The following is a 21,187-nucleotide window of genomic DNA, read 5'->3' on the forward strand; positions in this document are numbered from 1 at the left end:
TTAACTGTTAACGGTTAAATCATCACCAACCAGTTTACCGCCTTTTATCCGGAGTATACGCTGGGTTTTAGCAGCAAGTTCCAGGTCGTGGGTTACCACAACCAATGTGGTACCGGCTTCCTTATTCAGGTCGAATAATAATTTTACGACTTTTTCGCTGGTCTCTGCATCAAGGTTACCGGTAGGCTCGTCGGCAAATAAAATCTGCGGTGCATTTGAAAAGGCGCGTGCCAGCGAAACACGCTGTTGCTCGCCGCCGGATAGCTGCGTTGGGTAATGGTGCCCACGATCAGCCAGGCCAACTTTATCCAGCAAATCCAGAGCCCTTGCACGGATATTCTTCTCTCCCCGCAGCTCGAGGGGAACCATTATATTCTCCAAGGCTGTTAATGTTGGAAGCAGCTGGAAGTTTTGAAAAATAAAGCCGATATATTGATTGCGTACCTGCGCCAGCTGATCTTCAGATAACTTACCTAAGTTGATATTATTTAACTCGACGCTCCCGGCACTCGCCCTGTCAAGCCCGGCGCAAAGGCCAAGCAGAGTGGTTTTACCACTGCCGGACGGCCCAACGATGGCGTTTGTGGAGCCGGCGGCTACCGAAAAGTTTATGTTATCAAGCACGGTTAGGGTTTTACCGGCGCTGCTATAGGTTTTTGTGAGATTTGATACGTTGAGTATGTTTTCCACGGATTGATCTTTCCTGTAAGATAAATAATTACAGCCATTGTTACTACTTAACAGCAAACCATGACATTTGGATTAGAAATCAAAAAAATAGCCATCGCAAATCCGCAATGGCTACCAAAAATAATCACTTAAAACTATTCCGGAACTGATGTATTCAATTTCAAATCTAACCTCAGAATAATCCAAACAAGTCCCTGGTATATGCCGTCTCATAGCGATAGTATTTGTCGCCAACCTCATGGCCAAGGTCTTTGAATACAAATAATTTCTTTTTCGATTTGATATTGTTAAACACCGCATACGAATTATTGGGCGGTACAAATGGATCGAGCAGGCCGATACCCATTATTACAGGACAGTTTATCAGGCCGGCAAAGTTCTTGGTATCGTAATATGCCAGGTTATTCAGTACTTTTCCGAAAGTAAGGTCGGGTATAACGGTCGTGTATTTTTTCATATGCATTATCGGCCACTCCACAGCACCGTTGTTCATGTTGCCTACGTCACTTAAAAAAGGATTTTGAGGGGCACAAATGGTGACGCGTTTATCGAGCGCGGCTGTTGTAATCGCCAAGTAACCGCCCATACTGCCGCCGGTAACTGCTACCCGGTTGTGGCTTAGTTCAGGTCGCGAGAAAACAAAATCAACTACCCGGAGGCAATCCATAATAACGCCGCGCATAATGTATTTATCTTTATCTTCCAGGCCATCTACAATATAGTCTTCCCTGCGAATGTCGAAATTCTTTTTACTCAACCCTTGCCCGCGCGGATCAAGGCTTACGAACGCCATGTCATATTCTTTGCCGAGCAGTGGCTTATTCGTTGCCTGGTAACCGGGCAGCATGATCAGTACCGGGAAGGTCTGGTGTTTTTGACGATGATCCGGCTCCGTTAACCAGGCATAAACCGTTTTATGGCCAAGAGATTTCATCTCGATTAGAAATACTTTTCTGCCTTCTTTTGCCAGCTCCGGTTTTTCAGTTATTTTATATTCTGGCTTTACTTTGGCCAATTGTGCTTTCGTATTCTCCCAGAACTTGTCAAAGTCTCCGGGCTTTTCATATTGCGAACGTATTTCATCAGGGCGGATACCGAACACGCGACGGGTAGTATCATCGTAATCGCTCACGTTGATCATGAAATTAACCTTATAAAAGCCGCTTTTCATTTCGGGCAGGTTAAAATCAAAATTGCTGACACTGCCTTTTGCAACGTTAACGCTAATGGAGTCGGAACGGAGGAGTTTATTAAACTGATCAGTAATAATATAAGATATTTTGCCTGATTGTGTTTTATTGTAAGTGTTTTTAACCTGGAACGTGTACGACGCTGTTTTGTCGAAAATAGCGTCCTTGCTATGGGGTGTCAATATGGTACTTACTTCGCCGGTTTCATTGCTATCCTGATCATCGCTCACATTATTGGCGATAACTGGCCTGGTATTTTGTGCAAGTGTCCTATTGCCACCAGCAACAAAATACAACACCGCAAAACTTGTAACTAAGATGTAGAATTTTTTCATACCCACACTAATAAGGGCAACATTGGTGCCAGCGGCGGGAATATTCCCTGTTTGCTGATAACGCGCTCTTTCGGCGGAAAAGCTGCGTGGAATTTGCTCTTTATTTCAAATATTGACTAATAGTTTGGGTAGATATTTCCACACTTAATTTAGCGCAGCATTTTGCTTTTTATCAGGTCTTTAACTGTGTTCTCCCATTCTTCTTTCAGGATGCTTAAAACTATTGAATCCCGCCGGCCGCCTTCCTGCAATGGCATATTGTTGCGTAATATGCCTTCAGGTACACAGCCAATGCTTTTCATAGCAGCAATACTGCGCTCATTCCTCGCATCGGCCCTGAATTCAACCCGCAAGGCGTTCAGTGTTTCAAAGGCAAATTGAAGCATTAAGAATTTGCAATGTTTATTTAGTCCGGTGCCTCTGAATCGCTCGCCGTACCAGGTGTAACCCAGCTGAACTGTTTGCCAGTTTGGTAAAATATCATAAAACCGGGTACTTCCGGCATAGCATTGCGATAGCTTGTCATAAACTATAAATGCATAATCTTTACCTGCAGCCCGGTTGTCCAGCGCATCTTTAATATATTGCCGCATGCCATCCTCACCTCGCGCACTGCGGTATGAATATATCCAGGTATCCGGTTCGTTAAGGGCGTAGGGCAACAGGTTTTTATAGTCGCTTTCTAATAATGGTCTTAGTAATACGCGTTCATTTTCCAGTACATAGCCGGCGTTTAAATCGTAATTCAGGGTCATTTGGTAAATCATTATTTGGTAAGGTAATAGAATTTAAACAGGTTGGCTTCATGCTCTTTCATCAGGTCCTCACCGGTTTTAACGGCTCCGGCAACCATCTCGTCCAGGTGATGAAGCCGTGTACGATGATTGGTGATAGCGGCACGGATGGCATATTTCCCATTTAATACGGTGTAAGACGGGGCTGCGATACCGGCCTCGTGCATGCGCATCAGCAATTCCTTGTTCAACAAGTTTAATTGTTCATTATCGAGGTTCCCGGGATTAAATCGAAAACATACTATATTCATTGTCACAGGTGTAAGCAGCTCAAGTTTTGAATCTTGCTGAATCTGTTCGCCCAGGTAAAGTGCCTGGTTAATATTCTGAGCGATCATTTGTTTATACTTATCGATACCATGCTCTTTCAGGCTCATCCAAACCTTTAGGGCCTTAAAGCTGCGGGAAAGTTCCATGCCATAATTGGATGTTGTTTCGGGCCCGGCAGCCAGACCGCGTTCGTGTGCCAGCAGGTAGCTTACCGCATTGGCGAAAGCAGAACGGTGCGCAGCAGCATCCTTAAATAATACGCAGGCAACTTCATATTGCACATACATCCATTTATGCAGGTCGTAGGCCACGCTATCGGCCTGTTCAACGGCTTTTAATTTTTGCTGATAAGCCGGAACCAGCTTAGCCAGCGCGCCAAACGCCCCGTCGATGTGAAACCATAAATTTTCTTTCCGCGCGATTTGTAATAATTCATCCAGCGGGTCGATAGCGCCGGTGTTTACTGTGCCCGCATTGCCAATGATACAAAAGGGAAGGAAACCATTAGCTTTATCTTCGGCAATTTTCTCTTTTAGTGCGACTATATCTATCTCAAAACTTTCCTTTACCGGTATCTTTCTGAGCTGATCACTGCCGATGCCGATAACTTCTGCAGCCTTGCCGAGGCAATTGTGCGTTTCGGCACTGCAATAAGCGGTTAGCTTACCGGCAGCAGCATATACGCCCGCATATTTGGCATTGGCAACCATGGTATTGCGTGCAACTATAAGCGCTGTAATATTAGCAATGGAGGCGCCGCTTACGAGTATACCGCTGCCTTCATCCGGATAGTTTATTATCTGCTTGCACCAATTTACCACCTGTGTATCAACATACATAGCGCTTTGGTCGGCAATGGTGTTGTTGTTATTCATCACACCACATAGTAAATCGGCAAATGCGCCCATTGCTGTGCCCGTGCCCTGCACCCAGGCAAAATGTTTAGGGTGAATATTACCACCCGGATAGGGCATGATATTTTTTTTAAACTCCTCGTACACCTGGAAAATATCAGAGCCGTTTTGCGGCAGCGGTTTTTTAAACTCGTCCTTAACGGTTTGCGGTATAGGCGTCCATACCGGGCGGTCATTAATGTTTGAAAGATAGTCTACCATGTCGTCTATGATCTGGTAGCCTAAAGATCTGATAGTGTTCCAGTCCTTGGGATCAAGGCCTGTTTCAGGTTGTGTATTGATTGAGTTCATATCGTTATTTATAAAGCAAAAATGAGTGATTATTTTTAAATAAAACAGATTCAGATTTGTTATTTTTGTGCATAACAGATTGTGGTTCTATTTATCAGATAGCAAAGAATGCAATCCTGCAGATAATTATTAACCCGATTATTGCTAAAATTAGAATGCGTGAGCCGATAGCCCCAACCACCAGTCGCGACGATGACTTTTTATACATGCAAATCGCCGACAGGCTGAGCAGCCAAATACAGAAGCAAATATTAAAAACAGGCGAAAGGCTGCCATCGGTACGCTCGTTAAGCCAGGAGCAAGGTATCAGCCTGAGCACTGCATATAAAGCCTACGTGCAACTTGAAATTAAGGGCTTAATTGAGGCAAGACCAAAATCGGGTTATTATGTGCGTTATACACCCGCAAAATCGTTCAGCCAGCCCGGTATGAACGTGGAGGTTGCCGATTCTAAAAAGCTAAGCCTGGATGAACTGGTGGCTACGGTTTACCGCACGTTTTCGCCGGATGGTTTAATCAAATTGTCCATGGCTGGGCCGGGGTTAAGTTTGCTGCCGCAAGCCAAGCTTAATAAATCTATGATGGAGGCTATCCGCTTGAGCAACAATAGCTGCGTAAGCTATGATGAACCCCAAGGTAATTTTAATCTTCGAAAGCATATCGCCAGGCATGCCTTTAACTGGGGCGGGAATATCTCTCCCGACGACGTAGTGACCACGCAGGGCTGTATGGAGGCGTTGGTGCTGTGTCTTCGTGCTGTAACAAATCCCGGCGATACAGTGGCTATTGAGAGCCCGGCATATTTCGGCATCTTTACAACCGTTCAAAGTCTTGGTCTGAACATATTAGAAATACCCACAGACCCGGTTGATGGTGTTGACCTTGATTTTTTATCCGTTTCTTTGACGCGAAATCACATCAAAGCCTGCCTTTTTGTACCATCCTTTAGTAATCCGTTGGGTTATTGCATGAGCAACGAGCGTAAGAAAGCCATGGTTGAATTACTGGCCGCTTACCAGGTACCGTTGATAGAAGATGATATTTATGGGGAGATGTACTTCGGGAAAACAAGGCCGCGCACCTGCAAAAGCTATGATAGGGAGGGCCTGGTAATGCTTTGCTCATCAGTATCAAAAACGCTTGCACCGGGTTACCGGGTAGGATGGTGCATACCAGGCCGGTTTAAGGCGCAGATTATCAACTTAAAGCTAATGTACACACTCTCGTCAGCCTCACCGACGCAAGCCGCTATCGGTCATTTTTTTGAGACCGGACGTTATGATTTACACATGCGTAACCTGCGAAAAGCTCTCCACACGCAATGCATGCGTTACACGCAAGCCATAGCGGAATATTTTCCAAAAAACGTAAAAGTAAGCCGGCCACAGGGCGGTTTTGTATTGTGGATTGAACTGGATAAAAGCATTGATGCCTTTGACATTTATAAAAAGGCCATGACCTATAATATCAGCATTTCGCCCGGACAGATTTATAGTACCGATAGCCGGTTTACCAATTTTATAAGAATAAGCTTCGGTATCCCTTTTGATGATGAGATTGATAAGTGCCTGAAAATACTGGGAGGATTGGCAGGCGGGTAAGAGAGCAGAAGGCCAGGATTCAAAAACCATGTTAATAGTCAATCCCTCCTGTCCTTACTTTCGGTTCTGACCCCTTGATTCTATTTTTCAACACAACCATCTTAAAGATTATTTCGTAAAAAGGAGAATATGATTCAGTCGTCGCTTACACATCGTTTAAAAGACCAGCATCGTACTATTACGTCTATCATAATGCCGCTTAACGACAGGCAGATACAACAGCATATAATTAAAGGAAAGTGGAGTATCCATGAGCAGATCGCCCATCTTGCTAAATACCAGCCCGTGTTTATCGACCGTATTCGTAAAATACTGATGATGGATAATCCTGAATTTGAAAGATATGATGCTGACCGCGACGATGGTTTCGAGATATATTGCGCCTTTACAACTTTCGAGCTGCTAAAAAAAATCAACCACGACCGCGAAATCATATACAATCTGGTAACCAAGTTACCCCCGGACAAGCTTGACCGTACCGGCGTTCATCCCAAATTCGGTAAATTAGCCATCGTCGATTGGACGGAATTCTTCCTGCTGCATGAGGCTCATCACCTTTTCGCAATTTTCCAGATGACGCACACGGTAAGGCAATTTCAGCCATCGCGTTAAAATGTTGCCGCAGGTTAATCGTCTAATGGTTAAATAACATTACATTGCTATTTTTGCAATCCATTATTACCGAGACTAACCACTTCCTCCATGCCAGACGTTAAACCGAAGCAGCCCAGCGTTTTTAGTTTGCTAAAGCCGTACTCAGGGTTGGTATTTATGCTGATTGCCTTTGCCATCTTCAGCAACAGCGCAAACTTGTGGCTGCCAAAAATTATCGCCCATGGCATTGATGACTATATCCGAAGTATGATGCGGCACGCGGGCTTTAACAGCTCGCCCGTAATTATCAAATTTTCGGCTGCAGTGGTATTCATATTTATTTGCTCATTCCTGCAAAGCATTATACAAACTTATACCTCAGAAAAGGTGGCCCGGGACCTGCGCACGCGCCTGTCCGACAAAATATCGCGTCAGAGCTATGCTTTTGTGGAAGATGCAAACCCGGCTAAATTGTTAACCAATCTTACTGCCGATGTTGATTCTATAAAGCTATTTGTATCCCAGGCGCTGGCATCCATCATTTCGTCGGCGTTTATTATCATTGGCGCCAGTATTTTACTGCTTACCATTAACTGGAAACTGGCCTTATGCGTAATTGCTATCATCCCTATTATTGGCGGCACGTTTTTTTATGTGCTTAAACGCGTGCGGGCTTTATTTATGAAAGCCCGTGAGGTTATCGACTGGCTTAACAAAGTTATTAATGAAAGCATCCTGGGCGCCGCACTGATACGTGTTATCAATTCGCAACAACTGGAATTCGATAAATTTTTGCAAGCCAATACCCGGGCAAAAGATTTCGGCATGTCGATTTTGCGGCTATTTGCAGGATTAATACCGGTAATTACCTTTTCGGCCAACATTGCAATGCTGAGCATTTTAGCTTTGGGCGGCCATTTTGTTATCAACGGCGCCATGACCCTGGGGGATTTTGGCGCTTTTAACAGTTACCTGGCTCAGCTGATATTCCCTATCCTGGTCATCGGCTTCATGAGCAACGTTATAGCTGCTGCAACTGCATCGTATGCAAGAATAAACAACGTGCTAAATGCCCCTGATCATATTGAAACCGGCACGATAACCGATACTATAGCAGGTAATATTCAATTGAAGGACGTATCACTTTTGTATGGCCAAAAACCAGTTTTGAAAGATATATCTATCGATATCAGGGCGGGTTCAAAGATTGCCATACTGGGGCCGACGGCTGCCGGCAAAACGCAATTGCTTTATTTGCTTACCGGGCTTATTAAACCAACAGCAGGTACTATTCTGTTTGATGGAAAAACCATCGATGAATATAACAGTGAGGCGTTTCATAGCCAGGTGGGATTTGTTTTCCAGGATAGCATTATCTTTAATATGAGCATACGCGAAAACATTGCCTTCAGCGATACGGTGACGGACGAATCGCTCCAAAAGGCAATTGCTACCGCCGAACTGCATGAGTTTGTGGATAGTCTTCCGGATAAGTTAAGCACTGTGGTCTCTGAACGGGGTTCAAGTTTGTCTGGCGGGCAGAAGCAACGTATCATGCTGGCAAGAGCACTGGCAATTAACCCGAAGGTTTTATTGCTGGATGATTTTACTGCACGTGTAGATACCAATACCGAAAAAAAGATACTGGCTAACGTTCATGATAATTATCCCGGATTGACGCTGCTTTCGGTAACGCAAAAGATAGCTTCGGTTGAAGATTATGACCAGATTATTTTATTGATGGAGGGCGAAATAATTGCATCAGGCAAGCATAAAGACCTGATGAAAACAAGCCCCGAATACATACAGATATATAACTCGCAACAAAGCACCAGCAACTATGAACTACAATCTAAATGACCTCCAGGCAAAAGCGCCGAGAAGCTCGACCTGGTCGTCGCTTAAAAAATTGCTGGAGTTGATTTCACACGAAAAGCGGAACTTATGGCTGGCATTAACAGCTATTTTAATAACATCCGGTATAAACCTCTGCGGGCCGCTGATTATAGGCGAAACAATTGATAAGTATATTTTCGTTGCGCATAAAAACTACCAAGGGGTATTAGTAAACTGCGGCATACTGTTTTGCCTGTACCTGGTATCCTTCGCGTCGAGCTATGTGCAAACTTTAGTAATGGGCGGGGTAGGGCAGCGCATGCTGTTTACATTGCGCAACGCAATTTTTAATAAGCTGCAGATATTGCCCGTGGGCTTTTTTAATCAAAACAAGGCCGGCGATCTGATATCCCGTGTAAATAACGATACCGACAAGCTGAACCAATTTTTTTCGCAACAGCTGATGCAGTTTATCGGAAGCATTGCCACCATGACGGGCGCAGGGATATTTTTATTGTCGGTAAATATCAAGCTTGGCTCAGCAACATTGATACCTGCCGTGTTAATTTTGCTTTTTACCAGCATTACCTCGGCATGGGTAAAAACCAAAAATGCCAAAAATCTTAAAAGCGTTGGCGGAATGAGTGCCGAAATACAGGAAAGCCTCAATAATTTCAGGGTAATTATTGCTTTTAATCGCCGCGACTATTTTCGCAAACGCTTTGATGAAGCCAACCGCGAAAATTATAAAACTGCTATAGCCGCGGGTGTAGCTAATAACTCCTACGTTCCGGTATATGCTTTATTGTCGAGTTTCGCACAGATAATCGTGTTTGCCTATGGTATTTACCTGTTTTCGAAGGGCGAAATAGGGATTGGCCTTGTAACGGTGAGTTTTGTATCCTACGCAAATAATTTCTACAATCCATTGCGTCAGCTGGCTGCATTATGGACCGGTTTTCAAACCGCAATGGCGGGCTGGGACAGGATTGCACACATACTTGCCTTAAATACCGATTTGCTTAGTTTACCGGAAACGGCGCCTGAGGATAATGCACCCTTGCTGGAATTCAGGAATGTGTATTTTGGTTATACGGATGACAAGGAGATATTGCATAATATAAATTTTAAACTGGAACAGGGAAAAACTTATGCATTAGTAGGCCCTACCGGTGGCGGTAAGACAACTACGGCGTCGTTGATCGCGCGCTTATACGATCCCCGAAAGGGTGCAGTACTACTGAATGGCGCTGATATCCGCAGTTTTGACCCGGTTGAAGGAACCAGGAAAATAGGTTTTATTTTGCAGGAGCCCTTTTTATTTACAGGTACTGTTCGCGAAAATATATTGTATGGTAACGAGCTTTATGTAAGCCATACTAACGAACAACTGGAACAGGTAATACGTGAGGCTAACCTCGGTACTCTGCTGGCCAGCTTTGAAAACGGACTGGACACTAAGGTAACTTCGGGCGGCGACAGCATAAGCCTCGGCCAAAAACAGCTGGTGGCCTTTATGCGCGCTGTGTTACGCAAACCCGAGCTGCTTATACTTGATGAGGCCACCGCTAACATTGATACGATAACTGAAAAATTACTGGGCGACATTTTAAATAAGCTGCCGGAAACGACTACACGTGTTATTATTGCCCACAGGCTTAATACGATCGAAAACGCAGACGAAATCTTTTTCGTCAACTCCGGCGAGGTTACCCGCGCAGGCTCATTAGATGATGCAATGAGGATGTTGTTGAAAGGGAAGAGAACAAGTTAGCAGTTGGCGGTAAGCAGTTTGCAGTAGTTAGCTATGCTATTATTTACTGCCAACTGCTAACTTCAAACTGCCAACTTATTTCCAACATCTCCGAAAAAATCCCTACACTTGTAAATAAACTTATAACCTATTATGCAGAGATATATTGGTCAGAAACGAATATTAGTCGCTACAGATTGTATAATATTCGGGTTTGACGGATGGAACCTAAAATTATTGCTGGTACAGCGCAATATCGAACCGGAAAAAAATAAATGGAGCCTGATGGGCGGTTTCATACAACCTTCAGAAAGCCCGGACGATGCCGCCAACCGCGTATTGGAACTGCGTACCGGTCTAAAAAACGTTTACATGGAACAATTTCATGTATTCGGCAAGCCCGACCGCGACCCGGTAGAACGTACACTTTCCATAGCCTATTTCGCTCTTATCGACATTCATCAATATGAACAACAAATCAGTGATGAGTATCATGCCGAATGGTTTTTACTAAACGAGATGCCCGACCTTATTTTCGATCACGCGGAAATGGTTAAACTGGCCCAGCGCCAATTACGTTACAAAGCTGCACTGCATCCAATATTATTTCAGCTATTGCCCGAGAAGTTTACTATTCCTCAGTTACAGGCGCTTTATGAAGGCGTTTACGATACTACGTTCGACGACCGTAACTTTAGCCGTAAGCTATTATCAACAGGTCTTTTAGTTAAGCTAAACGAAAAAGATAAGCTATCATCGAAAAAAGGAGCGTTTTATTACCAACTCGACCAATCGCATTATGCCGAAAATTTTGAGCGGTTTTTGAATTTAGTGCCGAATCCGGATAAGTTTTTTTAAGATCAGGACTCCGGCGAAGAATGACTTATTAAAGAGACGGTTTATCAAAGAACAACCCGCCTTACTCGTCATTATCTTTGAAACTATTAATCAGGCAACTCCATAACATATTTTAAACGTAATCCTCTAATTCAAAGGATATGGTTAATTAAAAATTAAAATAATATGCATACAAGGCGTGGTAAGAAAAGCTATATTCGTACATTGATATATTTACTGCAGCGGCTTGATTTGAACCTGCTCGCAGGTTCAGCCAACTGATAAAACAATAACTTTATTTTAAGTGAGTTGGTAGCAATTACGGAGTAATCACAAGGGGCATTACTTAATGAAAAGAATTTTATACTTATTGTTCGTTTTTATTGCTTGCTTACAATTGGTATGGGCCCAGCAAAAGCCGCAGTACACGCAATATGTATTTAATAATTTCCTGCTAAACCCGGCTGTAGCGGGGATCGAAAACTATACCGACGTTAAGGCCGGATATCGAAGCCAATGGACCGGTTTGCAGGGCGCACCCGTAACCAGCTATCTGACAGTAAACGCTCCGTTGGGCCAGGAATTTTTAAATGGGGATGCAACGGCATTTCCGGCAAATGGCGGCATAAATCCATCAAGCAGGCTGTATACGCAAAATTACATGGCCGCTGAACCCCATCATGGCATTGGCGCATCAATTGTGAGCGACCAGGCAGGTCCGATCAATCAAACAACTTTCGATTTAAGCTACGCCTATCACCTGGGCCTTGCAGCAAATTTAAACCTGGCAGTTGGCGCTTCGGCGGGCTTCAACCATATCAGCCTGAACACTGCACTCATAACGCTTGAAAATCCCCTCGATCCTGCTATAAGCAATGGTAATAACAGCCAGTGGAAACCTGACCTGGCAATTGGCGCCTGGCTGTATTCGTCTAATTATTATGTGGGGGCTTCCGTACAGCAGCTGATACCACAAAATCTTTACTTCAGCACAGACCGTTCATACAATCAAAGCAAAACCGTTCCTCAATATTTTTTAACAGCCGGTGTGAAGGTATTCATGACGGATGAGATCACATTCCTTCCTTCGTTCTTAATAAAAGTGATCCGTCCTTTACCGGTAACTTATGATTTAAATGGCAAGTTTTCTTTCAGTGATAAGTTCTGGTTTGGCGGCTCATATCGTCACGGCGATTCATTCGGCGTCCTGGCCGGCATCAACGTTAGTTCATTTGTAAATGTCGGCTATTCTTACGACATCACTACGTCGGCATTGAATACTGTCAGCAACGGCACCCACGAAATTGTAATAGGCATTCTACTTAACAACAGGTATAAGGTTACCTGTCCGCAGCACCAGTTTTGAAATTGCAGTAGCAGGTAAGACTTTTACTGCCAATTGTCCACTGAAAACTGCCAACTTTTCTTAAAGTTCCTTCCTCAACCTTGCAACAGGTATATTCATCTGTTCGCGGTATTTAGCTACTGTACGCCGTGCTATATTGTACCCGGCATCTTTCAGTATCTCCGTAAGTTTTTCATCGGCCAGCGGATGACGCTTGTCTTCTTTGCCAATATGTTCTTCCAGTATTTTCTTAACCTCTTTATTGGATACTTCTTCACCGCTTTCGGTCTGGATCGCCTCCGAGAAGAAGGACTTAAGCAGGAACGTGCCAAACTCAGTTTGAACATACTTTGAATTGGCCACGCGGGATACGGTGGAAATATCCATATTGATCCTGTCGGCAATATCTTTTAAGATCATTGGCTTCAGGTTTTTATCATCGCCGGTAAGGAAAAACTCATACTGATACTGCATGATAGCGTTCATGGTTTTTAGCAGGGTTTGCTGGCGCTGCTTGATGGCATCGATAAACCACTTTGCTGAATCGAGCTTTTGCTTAACAAACTGCACCGCTTCTTTCAGTTTTTTGTCCTTTTGCGACGCCTTATCATAATGTTCAAACATCTCCTGGTATGAGCGGCTTACCTTTAGTTCGGGGGCGTTTTTTGAATTCAGCGTCAATATCAGTATGCCATCATTATTCGTGATATGGAAATCAGGAATAACCTGCATTTGCTTGGTGTTTATCTCGTTTGAGTCGCCAGGCTTGGGGTTAAGCTTCAGAATTTCATTTACAACCGCCTTTAATTCAGACGAAGACATGTTCAGCGATTTTTCGAGCTTATCGTAATGTTTACGGGTAAATTCATCCAGGTAATGCTCCACCACCAGTATGGCTTTTTTTACAATTGGGTCTGCTTCTTTTTTTCGCAGTTGTATCAGCAGGCATTCCTGCAGGGTACGCGCACCCACTCCGGGAGGATCAAAGCCCTGTATTACCTTCAGCATATCCTCAACCTCTTCATCTTCTGCAAAAACGTTCTGCGAAAAGGCAAGATCGTCGGTAAGCGAAGGGATTGGACGGCGCAGGTATCCATCGTCATCCAGGCTGCCTATTATCTGTTTACCTATCATAAAATCTTTGTCTGACAGGGGTAACAGGTCTAATTGCTGCTGGAGGCTTTCGAAAAATGAACTTTGGACGGCTATCGGTATTTCCTTTCGGTCATCCTCATCGTCTCCGTTTTGATCATACCTCGATCCATACTCGTTTACGTTATCTTCCTGTAAATAATCGTCGATATTAAATTCATCCAGCTCGCCTTTTTCCTCATCCCCGCTGTAATTATCATCTTCAGGGTCGCGGTCAGGATATTGCTCTTCAGGCTCATTTAAATTAGTGAGGCTTAAATCTTCAAGTGCCGGGTTTTCCTCCAGTTCTTCCTTAATGCGGGTATCTAACGACACGGTGGGCACCTGCAGCAACTTTATAAATTGTATCTGCTGCGGCGAGAGCTTCTGTAATAGTTTCTGTTGAAGATTTTGTTTAAGCATAAATTAGATCAGGGTCAAAAATACATCAATTACATTTAACTTTAAAATAAGTTGATGCAGGCGGCGACCAAGTTGTAAAAGCCAAAAGCAGGTTAATTGTTTGGCGCCAGCCAAAAAAACTTAAACGATTAATTTGCTGTTCAGGTTTTATCGTTATCTTTATTATAAACAAAACAGAAACTTATGGCGATAGTAAAAGAATTCAGAGACTTTGCGATGCGGGGCAATGTTGTTGACCTGGCAGTAGGTGTCATCATCGGCGCTGCTTTCGGTAAGATAGTTGACTCAGTTGTTAACGACCTGATCATGCCGGTTGTGGGGATTGCTTTTAAAGCAGATTTTAGTAACTTATATGTCCCCTTGTCTTCCAAGGTGCCAGAGGGGCTTGCATTGGCGGATGCCAGGAAACTGGGGCCTGTATTTGCCTGGGGAAATTTTGTTACCGTAGTACTTAATTTCGTCATCCTCGCGTTTATCGTATTTTTGCTGGTAAAAGGCATCAATTCATTAAAGAAGAAGGAAGAAGCTGCACCTGCCGCACCAGCAGCGCCTTCAAAAGAAGAAGTGTTGCTTACTGAAATAAGAGACCTGCTGGCCGCCGGAAAAAGATAGCCCCCGGTATCACCCCGGCTAAACGTATTCGCATACAGGCAAACGGTATAATCTGTTTGCCTTTTGTTTTATTCACAGTATTTAACTGCCTGACACGGGGGGAGACGATGGTTTGGTATTTCTGTATGTTCTTATAATATTTTAAAAAGTTTTGGGAAGCTTCGGATCCGTTAAAATAATATAATCGCCCTTTGGGCTGAATTTATTCCAATCCGGATTGTCAAAACTATCATCGGCATAAGCAGCAATATTTAAAATCCTGATACCGGGCGCATATTTTTTAAGCTGCGCAGCCGTGCCGAGTTGCGCCTCGCTGTGGAAACCGCCGTTTACCTGGAATATCTTAAAGCCCGGATGCGCTTTGAAGGTTTTAGCAATATTATAGGCCATTGTGGCATCCCACAGGTTCTGCGCCTGGTAAACTTTCGATGAACTTACCGCAGCGTGACCGCCCATCACCTCCACAAAGTTGTCGTAGTATTTACCGGTCGCTGTATCAATAGGCAGCGGCGGCAAAAAAGCCTTACTGCTTGCGTCGAGCTGTTGGAGACTGGCGAGGCCTAACCTGTTAGTCATGTTAACATACCGCGCAGGCGCGTTTGCTGCTGTCACCGGTATGTGTTTTGCTTTTGCAAGTTCAATCATTGGGCGGTAGTCTTTATAATTTTTCCAGGCCCTGGCTTCTGTGGTGAAGTTTTTCTCACGGATAAAGCCAGCCAGGTATTCATTTAAGGGTATCTGGCAATCTGTTTCAAACATTTCCATAGATAAAGCCAGCTTACCCGGGTACTTTTCTGAAAGTATTTGGAATATGGCATGTTCAAGATAGTGCCCGGTCGAGTCGTTATGTTCCTCACCAAAGAACAGCACATCAGCTTTGCCAAGATCGTCAGCAATCTCGCCGATGGTCACCATTTTTTGTTTTGATGAGCTGTAAATCTTATAATGAGAGGCCATGGGGGCCTGCGATAAGGCGCAAAATGGCAATAGAAACAAGATGATAGTCCAGGTTTTCATTTTGTTGATTGGTCAGTTAAATTCAAGTCAGATTTCGTTTTAAACGCTTAGGTAATCTTTCCTGCAATATATCAAACCGTTCCGACTTAGTCAACTCCGTTACCTGACGAAACAAAAACAAAACATTATTTGAACAATCACAAATAATCACTACATTTGCGCTCTTGTTTTTAAAAACGACGAATAGAATAATATAGCCATGAAAAGAACGTTTCAGCCCTCACAAAGGAAAAGAAGAAATAAGCACGGTTTCCGTGAGCGCATGTCATCTGCTAACGGCAGGAGAGTATTAGCAGCAAGAAGAGCTAAAGGCAGAAAGAGATTGACAGTTTCTGACGAGCGTCGTCATAAAGCATAAGCTGGTTGCTTTCTCCGGATAGGAGCCCGGACCGGTTATATTCGTAAATTTTCGGTTCAGCATCAGCAATGTATACTTTTACAAAAGAAGAACGGTTATGTAATAAAAAGCTCATTGAGCGGCTTTATCATAATGGTTCTTCTTTTTTATGTTACCCTTTCAAAATATCGTGGGTGCTAACCGGAGCGCCTCAGAGTTTCCCCGTACAAGTTTTATTTTCGGTTGCAAAGAAACGGTACAAGCGCGCCGTAGACCGTAACTTATTGAAACGCCGCATGCGCGAGGCATACAGGCTGAATAAACAAGGCCATTTATATGATTTGTTAAATAACAGCGAAAAGCACATTGCGCTTTCGATAGCTTTTATCGGGAAAGAAATTGCTGATTACGATTTTATTGAAAAAAAAATGTTAAAGCTGCTGGCCCAGCTTTGCGCCGAAATTGAAAAATGAGATTTATCAGTAACATATTAAAGCTGATAATAGGCTCTTTATTCGTAGTCCTGATAAAAATTTACCAGTATTTCATATCGCCTGTTACAGGCGCATCGTGCAGGTACACGCCCACCTGTTCGCAATATGGCGTGGAAGCTATAAAAAAGTACGGCCCTTTTAAGGGCGGATGGTTAACTTTGAAACGTATTGCCAGCTGCAATCCCTGGGGAGGGCACGGGCATGACCCGGTTCCTTAAATAAGTCTTAAGTCGGCAGTCTATAGTCCAAAGTTTTTCCTTTGTTGACTCGAGACTTTAGACTTTAGACTCAAGACTAAAAAAATGATTCTACAAATAGAAACAGCTACTTCAAGTTGCTCTGTTGCATTGGCAAAAGACGGAGTGATCCTCGCGTCGAAAGAAGCCAACGGGCGTAACCTCCACGCCGAAATGCTTACGTTATTTATTGATGAAATCATTACTAACGCAGAATTAAAATATAACGATGTCAGCGCTGTCGCGGTTAGCTGCGGCCCTGGTTCATATACCGGTCTCCGTATTGGCGTGTCAACTGCAAAGGGGTTATGTTTTGCGCTGGATAAACCGCTTATTGCCGTTGAAACACTTGAATCTATGGCTGGCGGTGTTATGGCGATGAACGAGTATAAAAACAATCCGGAACTGCTGTTGTGCCCGATGATTGATGCCCGCAGGATGGAAGTTTATACCGCCCTGTTTGCGATGAACGGAGAAAGGATTGCGCCAACTTCGGCATCTATCATAGATGGAAATAGTTTTGCAGATATTCTGAATCAAAAGCAAGTGTTATTTTTTGGCGATGGCGCAGAGAAGTGTTACAATGTGTTAAAAAACAATTCCAACGCTGTTTACCTGCCTGACTTTAAAAATTCTGCATCGCATTTAACACAGAAGGCCCTGGCTAAATTTAACAATAAGGAATTTGAAGATGTGGCTTATTTTGAGCCTTATTACCTGAAGGATTTTATTGCCGGCAAGAAAGCAGTTTAATTAAACTCTCTCAACTCCGTGCCGCCGATAATTGCGGGCGATGCTACTTAATACTTAAATGCTTTCTACTGGTCTGTCTTAAATAACCTTCCCCAGAACCTGCCTAAGAAGCCTTTTTCGCCCATGGGGATCGTGCTGGAATTCATAGGATGTTCTATTACAGGTCCAAGCCTGAACGCGAGGCCTAAGAAGAAGTCGGCGCCGGTATAGCTGAGGTTTGAATATTGGTCGGTTGGACTATGGCTCACAGCCGCTTTTGCTAATCTTGCCGATTGCATAAGCCGGTCGCTTCCTATATAAAACTCAAAGTTGGGCGTCTTGTACATAAATTGGCCGCCAACATTAAACAGCTTCATGTCATCATACGTAGTCGTTAGCGTTAAAACATAGCTTTTGTATTGAACGGGGTTTACCAGTGCGCCGATGAACCCCGGGTAAAACAATTCTTTAGAAGCTATGAGTGTTGGTGAGTATTTGAAATTTTTATTATCGTCAATCCAAAACTGTTTATTTACGCTTAGTTCTGCACGTCCGTTGATTGGGGTAGTAAACGAGGTTGTCACCTCGTTACTTCTTAATATTTTATTGACGCCATTATAAACACTGTCCTCGCGCGATTTGGTTGATAATCCGCTTATAGTTCTGACATCAGCAAAGTTGCTGACTATTGAGCGCTTACTCCAGTGTATAAATCCAAGGTCCTTAATATTTCCCTGGATGATAAAGCCGTCCTCTGTACGATAGCTGGCGCCCAGACTTATTGCTGCACCCGGATTTCGGAATGTTGGCAGAAAATCGCGGGCTATGAAGTGGCCTGGAATATAACTGGATTGATAAACGCCGGCCAAACCTAAAATTGCCGAGTCGTTGGGCTTATCAAAAACTATTTGCGAGTTTGTAACATTTACCTTCTCTGATATCACACCCAGCAGAAAGCTCAATTTTGCCCCTAACGTAAAATGATTATTGATTTTTTCTTTATAGGTGAAGCCGAACTGGTTATAGCTTTGATAGCTAAAGGTGTTATTAAAGATGCCTGCATAAGCGTTCCCCGTGAATCCTTGCGGACCGTTTAGTAATAAGGCTGTTTCGTCGGAGAAAATGCTTCGGCTTTCCATCTTGTTTTGTACCGAAAAACCAAGTTCGGTATCCCCGTTAAAGCTCGAAAACATTTTAAACATAATGAGGTACACATTTGCATTGCCATTAAAATGATTAAAACGCCCCTGATTAAGCAGTAGCAGGCTATTATCGTATTTGTTTAAAAAAGCGCGGCTTTTTAACGTAGCCTGTGCATCGCCTGTTATAAAAAAGTTTGCGTTAAAATTGGGAAAAAGCAGATTAGTAGCATATTTCTTGCTAGAATCGGGAATAAAGGCCTTTTGAGCGGGGTTCTCAAACGAATCGTAAAGCGTGCCCGTATTGTATTGGGAAAATTGCTGAGCGAAAATTTTGGCTGAGAACGAAAACAGGAAAAAAACAAGTAGAACTCTCTTCATATAGCTCGCGATGCCGTGGCTTTATTGACGTTTTAAAGATAAAACTCCAAATTCACTATTAAAAATAATATACAATTTAACGGAAATGAAAATGTATTGTTTTATGCTGCCAGGGCTATTTCTGTTTATTTGCCGTTGTATCAGAGTTTAGTTTCAAACAAAAGTTAGTATAAAAGTTATTGTCAACAGCGCTCAATTGTACCGATGCGCCGTAGAAATCGCCCCATCCCGGCTTTAGTGATTTTACATCATCATATATACCAGGAGCCATATCTCTTTCCAGAACAGGTAATGCATTTTTGAAATGGAAGAAAAACGAGACGTTGCTTTGGGCGGCCAGCAGCTCGTCAAATTGATTAAACTGTTCGTTTTTGCTGAGGAACTTGCGGTTAATGTAAATATCGTAATAACTGGCCAGTTCGTTACTGCTATTGGCGAATATCAGGTAATTGTCGATGATCATGAAATACGGCCGTTTGAAATTATTAAAAGCATCGCCCAGTAAAAACGAGGGTAGCTTTTCGTAACTCAGCTGCCCAGTATTCTCATCGCTCATAATGCTCATAGCAGTCAATAATACTTTTAGCCTTGAGCCATCTTTTACCGATACAATCCCAAATTTTTCAAAATAGCGCGTAGTCACAATAGCAAATTCGTTTCCAAGCAGTCCGTCGAAATCGTTTTTTATCTTTACGCCGGTCTCTGCTTTTATTTTGCTGAAAAGGTCGTCTCTTTCTCCGTCAAGGTTATTATTGTTTTGTTGCTTAATAAGGTCAGCGGCGAATTTCTGCGGGTTAGACACAGAAAAACTTGTGCAATAAGCAGTAGTAGACGGAAACATTTCCTTAAGGTGATTTGGCACCGGTTGTTGGCCCGTAAAAATACTCAGGTAGCTTTGCCGTTCATTTTTTTTAACAGATGTTGATCCGTTAAACATAATGGCGTCTGTACGATAGTTAAGGCTCAGCGCTGCCAACGCCGGAAACATCCTGAAATTTTTGAAGATATCAGTGTTCTTATTTTTGAAAAGTTCCTCAAACAACGGATTCAGCTGGTTATAATTCACATAGAAGTTAGCCAGAGAATTGTTGTTCTGCTGATCGGAAAGTAAAACAAAGCGTTCACCACCCGGCGTATTTTTATGGGAGGCACTTTGGTTTGCCAACTCCTCGGAAAAGCTTCCTGAAAAAACATTGTTACCCTTATTGATAAGATAAAACCGTTTTTTGAGCGCACTTATATATATATTATAACCGGATTTTCCAGCGGCACGCATTGGCGTAACCACCAGCCCGCTATTTTTTTGTTTCAACAGGTCGTCAAATACTTCAGGTTCGAACCCGTTGGCGGGAGACATAGTAAGTAAAAGACTTATACCTTCTGTTTTTGATGGATGCAAGGAAATAAACACGTCCTGACCATTAAAATACTTACCCAGCACCCGGTTTTGAAGCAGTGCCTGACGAAGGGTGTCTAATTGCCCCAGCTTTTCCGCTCCTATAAAAGCCGCGAACAGCTTATTGTCTTTAAAAATATCGTAAAAGCTTTTATCGTTGTTAAATTCGAATATCAGCGGGGCATCGTCAGGAATGGCGCTCAAAACCAGGCTAGTGCGGCTGCCAGGCGGATTTAAATTTTTAAAATAAACAACCGTGACATAAGCAGTAGCCGCCAATAAAATTAGGGTAATAATAATATGCTTTTTCATTGCGCCTTGCTGTACAAAGGTAGGTGATAGTAGTTGTAAAAGTTGTAATTGTTATAGTAGTTATTAACACTACTATTACCGTTCCAACAATTACAACCAATCCAACCAAATCACTACCTTAGCCCTTTGATGAATATGAAGAAGAAAATATTAATAACAGCCGCCATATTCGGAGCATTGGCAGTCATCACGGGCGCTTTTGGTGCACATGGTCTGTCTGCAAAATTAAAGCCGCAGGATATGCAGGTTTGGAATACGGCAGTACAATACCAGTTCTATCATGTGTTTGCGCTTATTGGCTTGTCTGCTCTTAGCCGGTATCAAACAAGGCTGATTAATGATTGCTATTACCTGTTTTCATTCGGAATCATTTTGTTTTCAGGCTCGCTGTATTTACTGGCAACCCGTGAATTAACTGAATTGAGCTGGATTAAGGCTATCGGCCCCGTAACGCCCCTTGGCGGGGTGCTGTTTATAGGCGGATGGATTACTATGGCGATAGCGGCCACAAAAAATAAATAAATTGG

General features: G+C 43.2%; 20 protein-coding genes. 12 read left to right on the plus strand and 8 right to left on the minus strand.

Annotated elements, in window-relative coordinates; translation table 11 throughout:
• The 4 genes from Q3W13_RS02665 to Q3W13_RS02680 all read right to left on the minus strand — a co-directional run bounded on the left by Q3W13_RS02665 (position 1) and on the right by Q3W13_RS02680 (position 4,484).
• Positions 1–690, minus strand: coding sequence for an ABC transporter ATP-binding protein (locus tag Q3W13_RS02665; protein ID WP_302861140.1), 690 nt, complete (start codon positions 688–690; stop codon positions 1–3).
• A 172-nt stretch (positions 691–862) separates the two neighbouring features.
• Positions 863–2,215: an acetylxylan esterase gene (locus Q3W13_RS02670; protein ID WP_302861142.1), complete on the minus strand. Its 1,353-nt coding sequence runs from the start codon at positions 2,213–2,215 to the stop codon at positions 863–865.
• Positions 2,216–2,364: 149 nt separating this feature from the next.
• The gene (locus Q3W13_RS02675; protein ID WP_302861143.1) at positions 2,365–2,970 is read right to left on the minus strand and encodes a GNAT family N-acetyltransferase; all 606 of its coding nucleotides are present in this window, start codon (positions 2,968–2,970) and stop codon (positions 2,365–2,367) included.
• An 11-nt stretch (positions 2,971–2,981) separates the two neighbouring features.
• Complete coding sequence (locus Q3W13_RS02680) at positions 2,982–4,484, minus strand: pyridoxal-dependent decarboxylase (protein ID WP_302861144.1); 1,503 nt, start codon at positions 4,482–4,484, stop codon at positions 2,982–2,984.
• A gap of 155 nt (positions 4,485–4,639) precedes the next feature.
• Between Q3W13_RS02680 and Q3W13_RS02685 the strand changes: the two genes are divergently transcribed.
• The 6 genes from Q3W13_RS02685 (at position 4,640) to Q3W13_RS02710 (ending at position 12,471) form a co-directional block, all read left to right on the plus strand.
• Entirely contained in the window at positions 4,640–6,085 is a 1,446-nt protein-coding gene (locus tag Q3W13_RS02685; RefSeq protein ID WP_302861146.1) for a PLP-dependent aminotransferase family protein, read from the plus strand.
• A 129-nt stretch (positions 6,086–6,214) separates the two neighbouring features.
• Entirely contained in the window at positions 6,215–6,697 is a 483-nt protein-coding gene (locus Q3W13_RS02690; protein WP_302861148.1) for a DinB family protein, read from the plus strand.
• Positions 6,698–6,787: 90 nt separating this feature from the next.
• Positions 6,788–8,539 carry an ABC transporter ATP-binding protein gene (locus Q3W13_RS02695; RefSeq protein ID WP_302861149.1) on the plus strand — a complete coding sequence of 584 codons (1,752 nt, stop codon included), beginning with the start codon at positions 6,788–6,790 and terminating at the stop codon, positions 8,537–8,539.
• Positions 8,520–10,289, plus strand: a complete 1,770-nt coding sequence (locus Q3W13_RS02700; RefSeq protein ID WP_302861150.1) for an ABC transporter ATP-binding protein — start codon at positions 8,520–8,522, stop codon at positions 10,287–10,289. The genes Q3W13_RS02695 and Q3W13_RS02700 overlap by 20 nt, the downstream gene beginning before the upstream one ends.
• A 132-nt stretch (positions 10,290–10,421) precedes the next feature.
• Complete coding sequence (locus Q3W13_RS02705; protein ID WP_302861153.1) at positions 10,422–11,126, plus strand: NUDIX domain-containing protein; 705 nt, start codon at positions 10,422–10,424, stop codon at positions 11,124–11,126.
• Between the two features lie 328 nt (positions 11,127–11,454).
• Positions 11,455–12,471: a type IX secretion system membrane protein PorP/SprF gene (locus Q3W13_RS02710; protein ID WP_302861154.1), complete on the plus strand. Its 1,017-nt coding sequence runs from the start codon at positions 11,455–11,457 to the stop codon at positions 12,469–12,471.
• Between the two features lie 60 nt (positions 12,472–12,531).
• Here Q3W13_RS02710 and rpoN read toward each other — a convergent pair whose 3' ends face one another.
• Positions 12,532–14,004 carry an RNA polymerase factor sigma-54 gene (gene rpoN / locus Q3W13_RS02715; RefSeq protein ID WP_302861155.1) on the minus strand — a complete coding sequence of 491 codons (1,473 nt, stop codon included), beginning with the start codon at positions 14,002–14,004 and terminating at the stop codon, positions 12,532–12,534.
• Positions 14,005–14,187: 183 nt separating this feature from the next.
• On the opposite strand from rpoN, the gene mscL reads away from it, so the two are divergent.
• A complete protein-coding gene (mscL, locus tag Q3W13_RS02720; RefSeq protein WP_302861156.1) occupies positions 14,188–14,616 on the plus strand; it encodes a large conductance mechanosensitive channel protein MscL in 429 nt (142 codons plus the stop codon).
• Between the two features lie 141 nt (positions 14,617–14,757).
• On the opposite strand, the gene Q3W13_RS02725 is transcribed toward mscL, so the two are convergent.
• Positions 14,758–15,633 carry a ChaN family lipoprotein gene (locus tag Q3W13_RS02725; protein WP_302861157.1) on the minus strand — a complete coding sequence of 292 codons (876 nt, stop codon included), beginning with the start codon at positions 15,631–15,633 and terminating at the stop codon, positions 14,758–14,760.
• 199 nt (positions 15,634–15,832) lie between these two features.
• On the opposite strand from Q3W13_RS02725, the gene rpmH reads away from it, so the two are divergent.
• The 4 genes from rpmH (at position 15,833) to tsaB (ending at position 17,453) form a co-directional block, all read left to right on the plus strand.
• Complete coding sequence (rpmH, locus tag Q3W13_RS02730) at positions 15,833–15,991, plus strand: 50S ribosomal protein L34 (protein ID WP_146380590.1); 159 nt, start codon at positions 15,833–15,835, stop codon at positions 15,989–15,991.
• Between the two features lie 68 nt (positions 15,992–16,059).
• A complete protein-coding gene (locus Q3W13_RS02735) occupies positions 16,060–16,443 on the plus strand; it encodes a ribonuclease P protein component (protein WP_302861158.1) in 384 nt (127 codons plus the stop codon).
• A complete protein-coding gene (yidD, locus tag Q3W13_RS02740; RefSeq protein ID WP_302861159.1) occupies positions 16,440–16,682 on the plus strand; it encodes a membrane protein insertion efficiency factor YidD in 243 nt (80 codons plus the stop codon). Before Q3W13_RS02735 ends, yidD begins: the two co-directional genes overlap by 4 nt.
• 84 nt (positions 16,683–16,766) lie before the next feature.
• A complete protein-coding gene (gene tsaB, locus Q3W13_RS02745) occupies positions 16,767–17,453 on the plus strand; it encodes a tRNA (adenosine(37)-N6)-threonylcarbamoyltransferase complex dimerization subunit type 1 TsaB (protein ID WP_302861160.1) in 687 nt (228 codons plus the stop codon).
• Between the two features lie 65 nt (positions 17,454–17,518).
• Here tsaB and Q3W13_RS02750 read toward each other — a convergent pair whose 3' ends face one another.
• Together Q3W13_RS02750 and Q3W13_RS02755 are read right to left on the minus strand one after the other, a co-directional pair.
• Positions 17,519–18,952: a DUF5723 family protein gene (locus Q3W13_RS02750; protein ID WP_302861161.1), complete on the minus strand. Its 1,434-nt coding sequence runs from the start codon at positions 18,950–18,952 to the stop codon at positions 17,519–17,521.
• A gap of 115 nt (positions 18,953–19,067) precedes the next feature.
• Entirely contained in the window at positions 19,068–20,660 is a 1,593-nt protein-coding gene (locus Q3W13_RS02755) for a hypothetical protein (RefSeq protein ID WP_302861162.1), read from the minus strand.
• Positions 20,661–20,795: 135 nt separating this feature from the next.
• Here Q3W13_RS02755 and Q3W13_RS02760 point away from each other — a divergent pair, with 135 nt between their 5' ends.
• The gene (locus tag Q3W13_RS02760) at positions 20,796–21,182 is read left to right on the plus strand and encodes a DUF423 domain-containing protein (RefSeq protein ID WP_302861163.1); all 387 of its coding nucleotides are present in this window, start codon (positions 20,796–20,798) and stop codon (positions 21,180–21,182) included.
• The last annotated feature ends 5 nt before the right edge of the window (positions 21,183–21,187 follow it).

This window comes from Mucilaginibacter sp. L3T2-6 (assembly GCF_030519355.1).
GTDB lineage: Bacteria > Bacteroidota > Bacteroidia > Sphingobacteriales > Sphingobacteriaceae > Mucilaginibacter.

Bases quoted from the DNA above. Each gene is read 5' to 3' on its own strand.
- Q3W13_RS02680 (WP_302861144.1), bottom strand. From the start codon at position 4,484: ATGAACTCAATCAATACACAACCTGAAACAGGCCTTGATCCCAAGGAC.
- rpmH (WP_146380590.1), top strand. From the start codon at position 15,833: ATGAAAAGAACGTTTCAGCCCTCACAAAGGAAAAGAAGAAATAAGCAC.
- Q3W13_RS02705 (WP_302861153.1), top strand. From the start codon at position 10,422: ATGCAGAGATATATTGGTCAGAAACGAATATTAGTCGCTACAGATTGT.
- Q3W13_RS02725 (WP_302861157.1), bottom strand. From the start codon at position 15,633: ATGAAAACCTGGACTATCATCTTGTTTCTATTGCCATTTTGCGCCTTA.
- mscL (WP_302861156.1), top strand. From the start codon at position 14,188: ATGGCGATAGTAAAAGAATTCAGAGACTTTGCGATGCGGGGCAATGTT.
- Q3W13_RS02675 (WP_302861143.1), bottom strand. From the start codon at position 2,970: ATGACCCTGAATTACGATTTAAACGCCGGCTATGTACTGGAAAATGAA.
- Q3W13_RS02755 (WP_302861162.1), bottom strand. From the start codon at position 20,660: ATGAAAAAGCATATTATTATTACCCTAATTTTATTGGCGGCTACTGCT.
- Q3W13_RS02670 (WP_302861142.1), bottom strand. From the start codon at position 2,215: ATGAAAAAATTCTACATCTTAGTTACAAGTTTTGCGGTGTTGTATTTT.
- tsaB (WP_302861160.1), top strand. From the start codon at position 16,767: ATGATTCTACAAATAGAAACAGCTACTTCAAGTTGCTCTGTTGCATTG.
- Q3W13_RS02700 (WP_302861150.1), top strand. From the start codon at position 8,520: ATGAACTACAATCTAAATGACCTCCAGGCAAAAGCGCCGAGAAGCTCG.
- Q3W13_RS02685 (WP_302861146.1), top strand. From the start codon at position 4,640: ATGCGTGAGCCGATAGCCCCAACCACCAGTCGCGACGATGACTTTTTA.
- Q3W13_RS02710 (WP_302861154.1), top strand. From the start codon at position 11,455: ATGAAAAGAATTTTATACTTATTGTTCGTTTTTATTGCTTGCTTACAA.
- Q3W13_RS02735 (WP_302861158.1), top strand. From the start codon at position 16,060: ATGTATACTTTTACAAAAGAAGAACGGTTATGTAATAAAAAGCTCATT.
- Q3W13_RS02695 (WP_302861149.1), top strand. From the start codon at position 6,788: ATGCCAGACGTTAAACCGAAGCAGCCCAGCGTTTTTAGTTTGCTAAAG.
- yidD (WP_302861159.1), top strand. From the start codon at position 16,440: ATGAGATTTATCAGTAACATATTAAAGCTGATAATAGGCTCTTTATTC.
- Q3W13_RS02750 (WP_302861161.1), bottom strand. From the start codon at position 18,952: ATGAAGAGAGTTCTACTTGTTTTTTTCCTGTTTTCGTTCTCAGCCAAA.
- Q3W13_RS02760 (WP_302861163.1), top strand. From the start codon at position 20,796: ATGAAGAAGAAAATATTAATAACAGCCGCCATATTCGGAGCATTGGCA.
- Q3W13_RS02690 (WP_302861148.1), top strand. From the start codon at position 6,215: ATGATTCAGTCGTCGCTTACACATCGTTTAAAAGACCAGCATCGTACT.
- rpoN (WP_302861155.1), bottom strand. From the start codon at position 14,004: ATGCTTAAACAAAATCTTCAACAGAAACTATTACAGAAGCTCTCGCCG.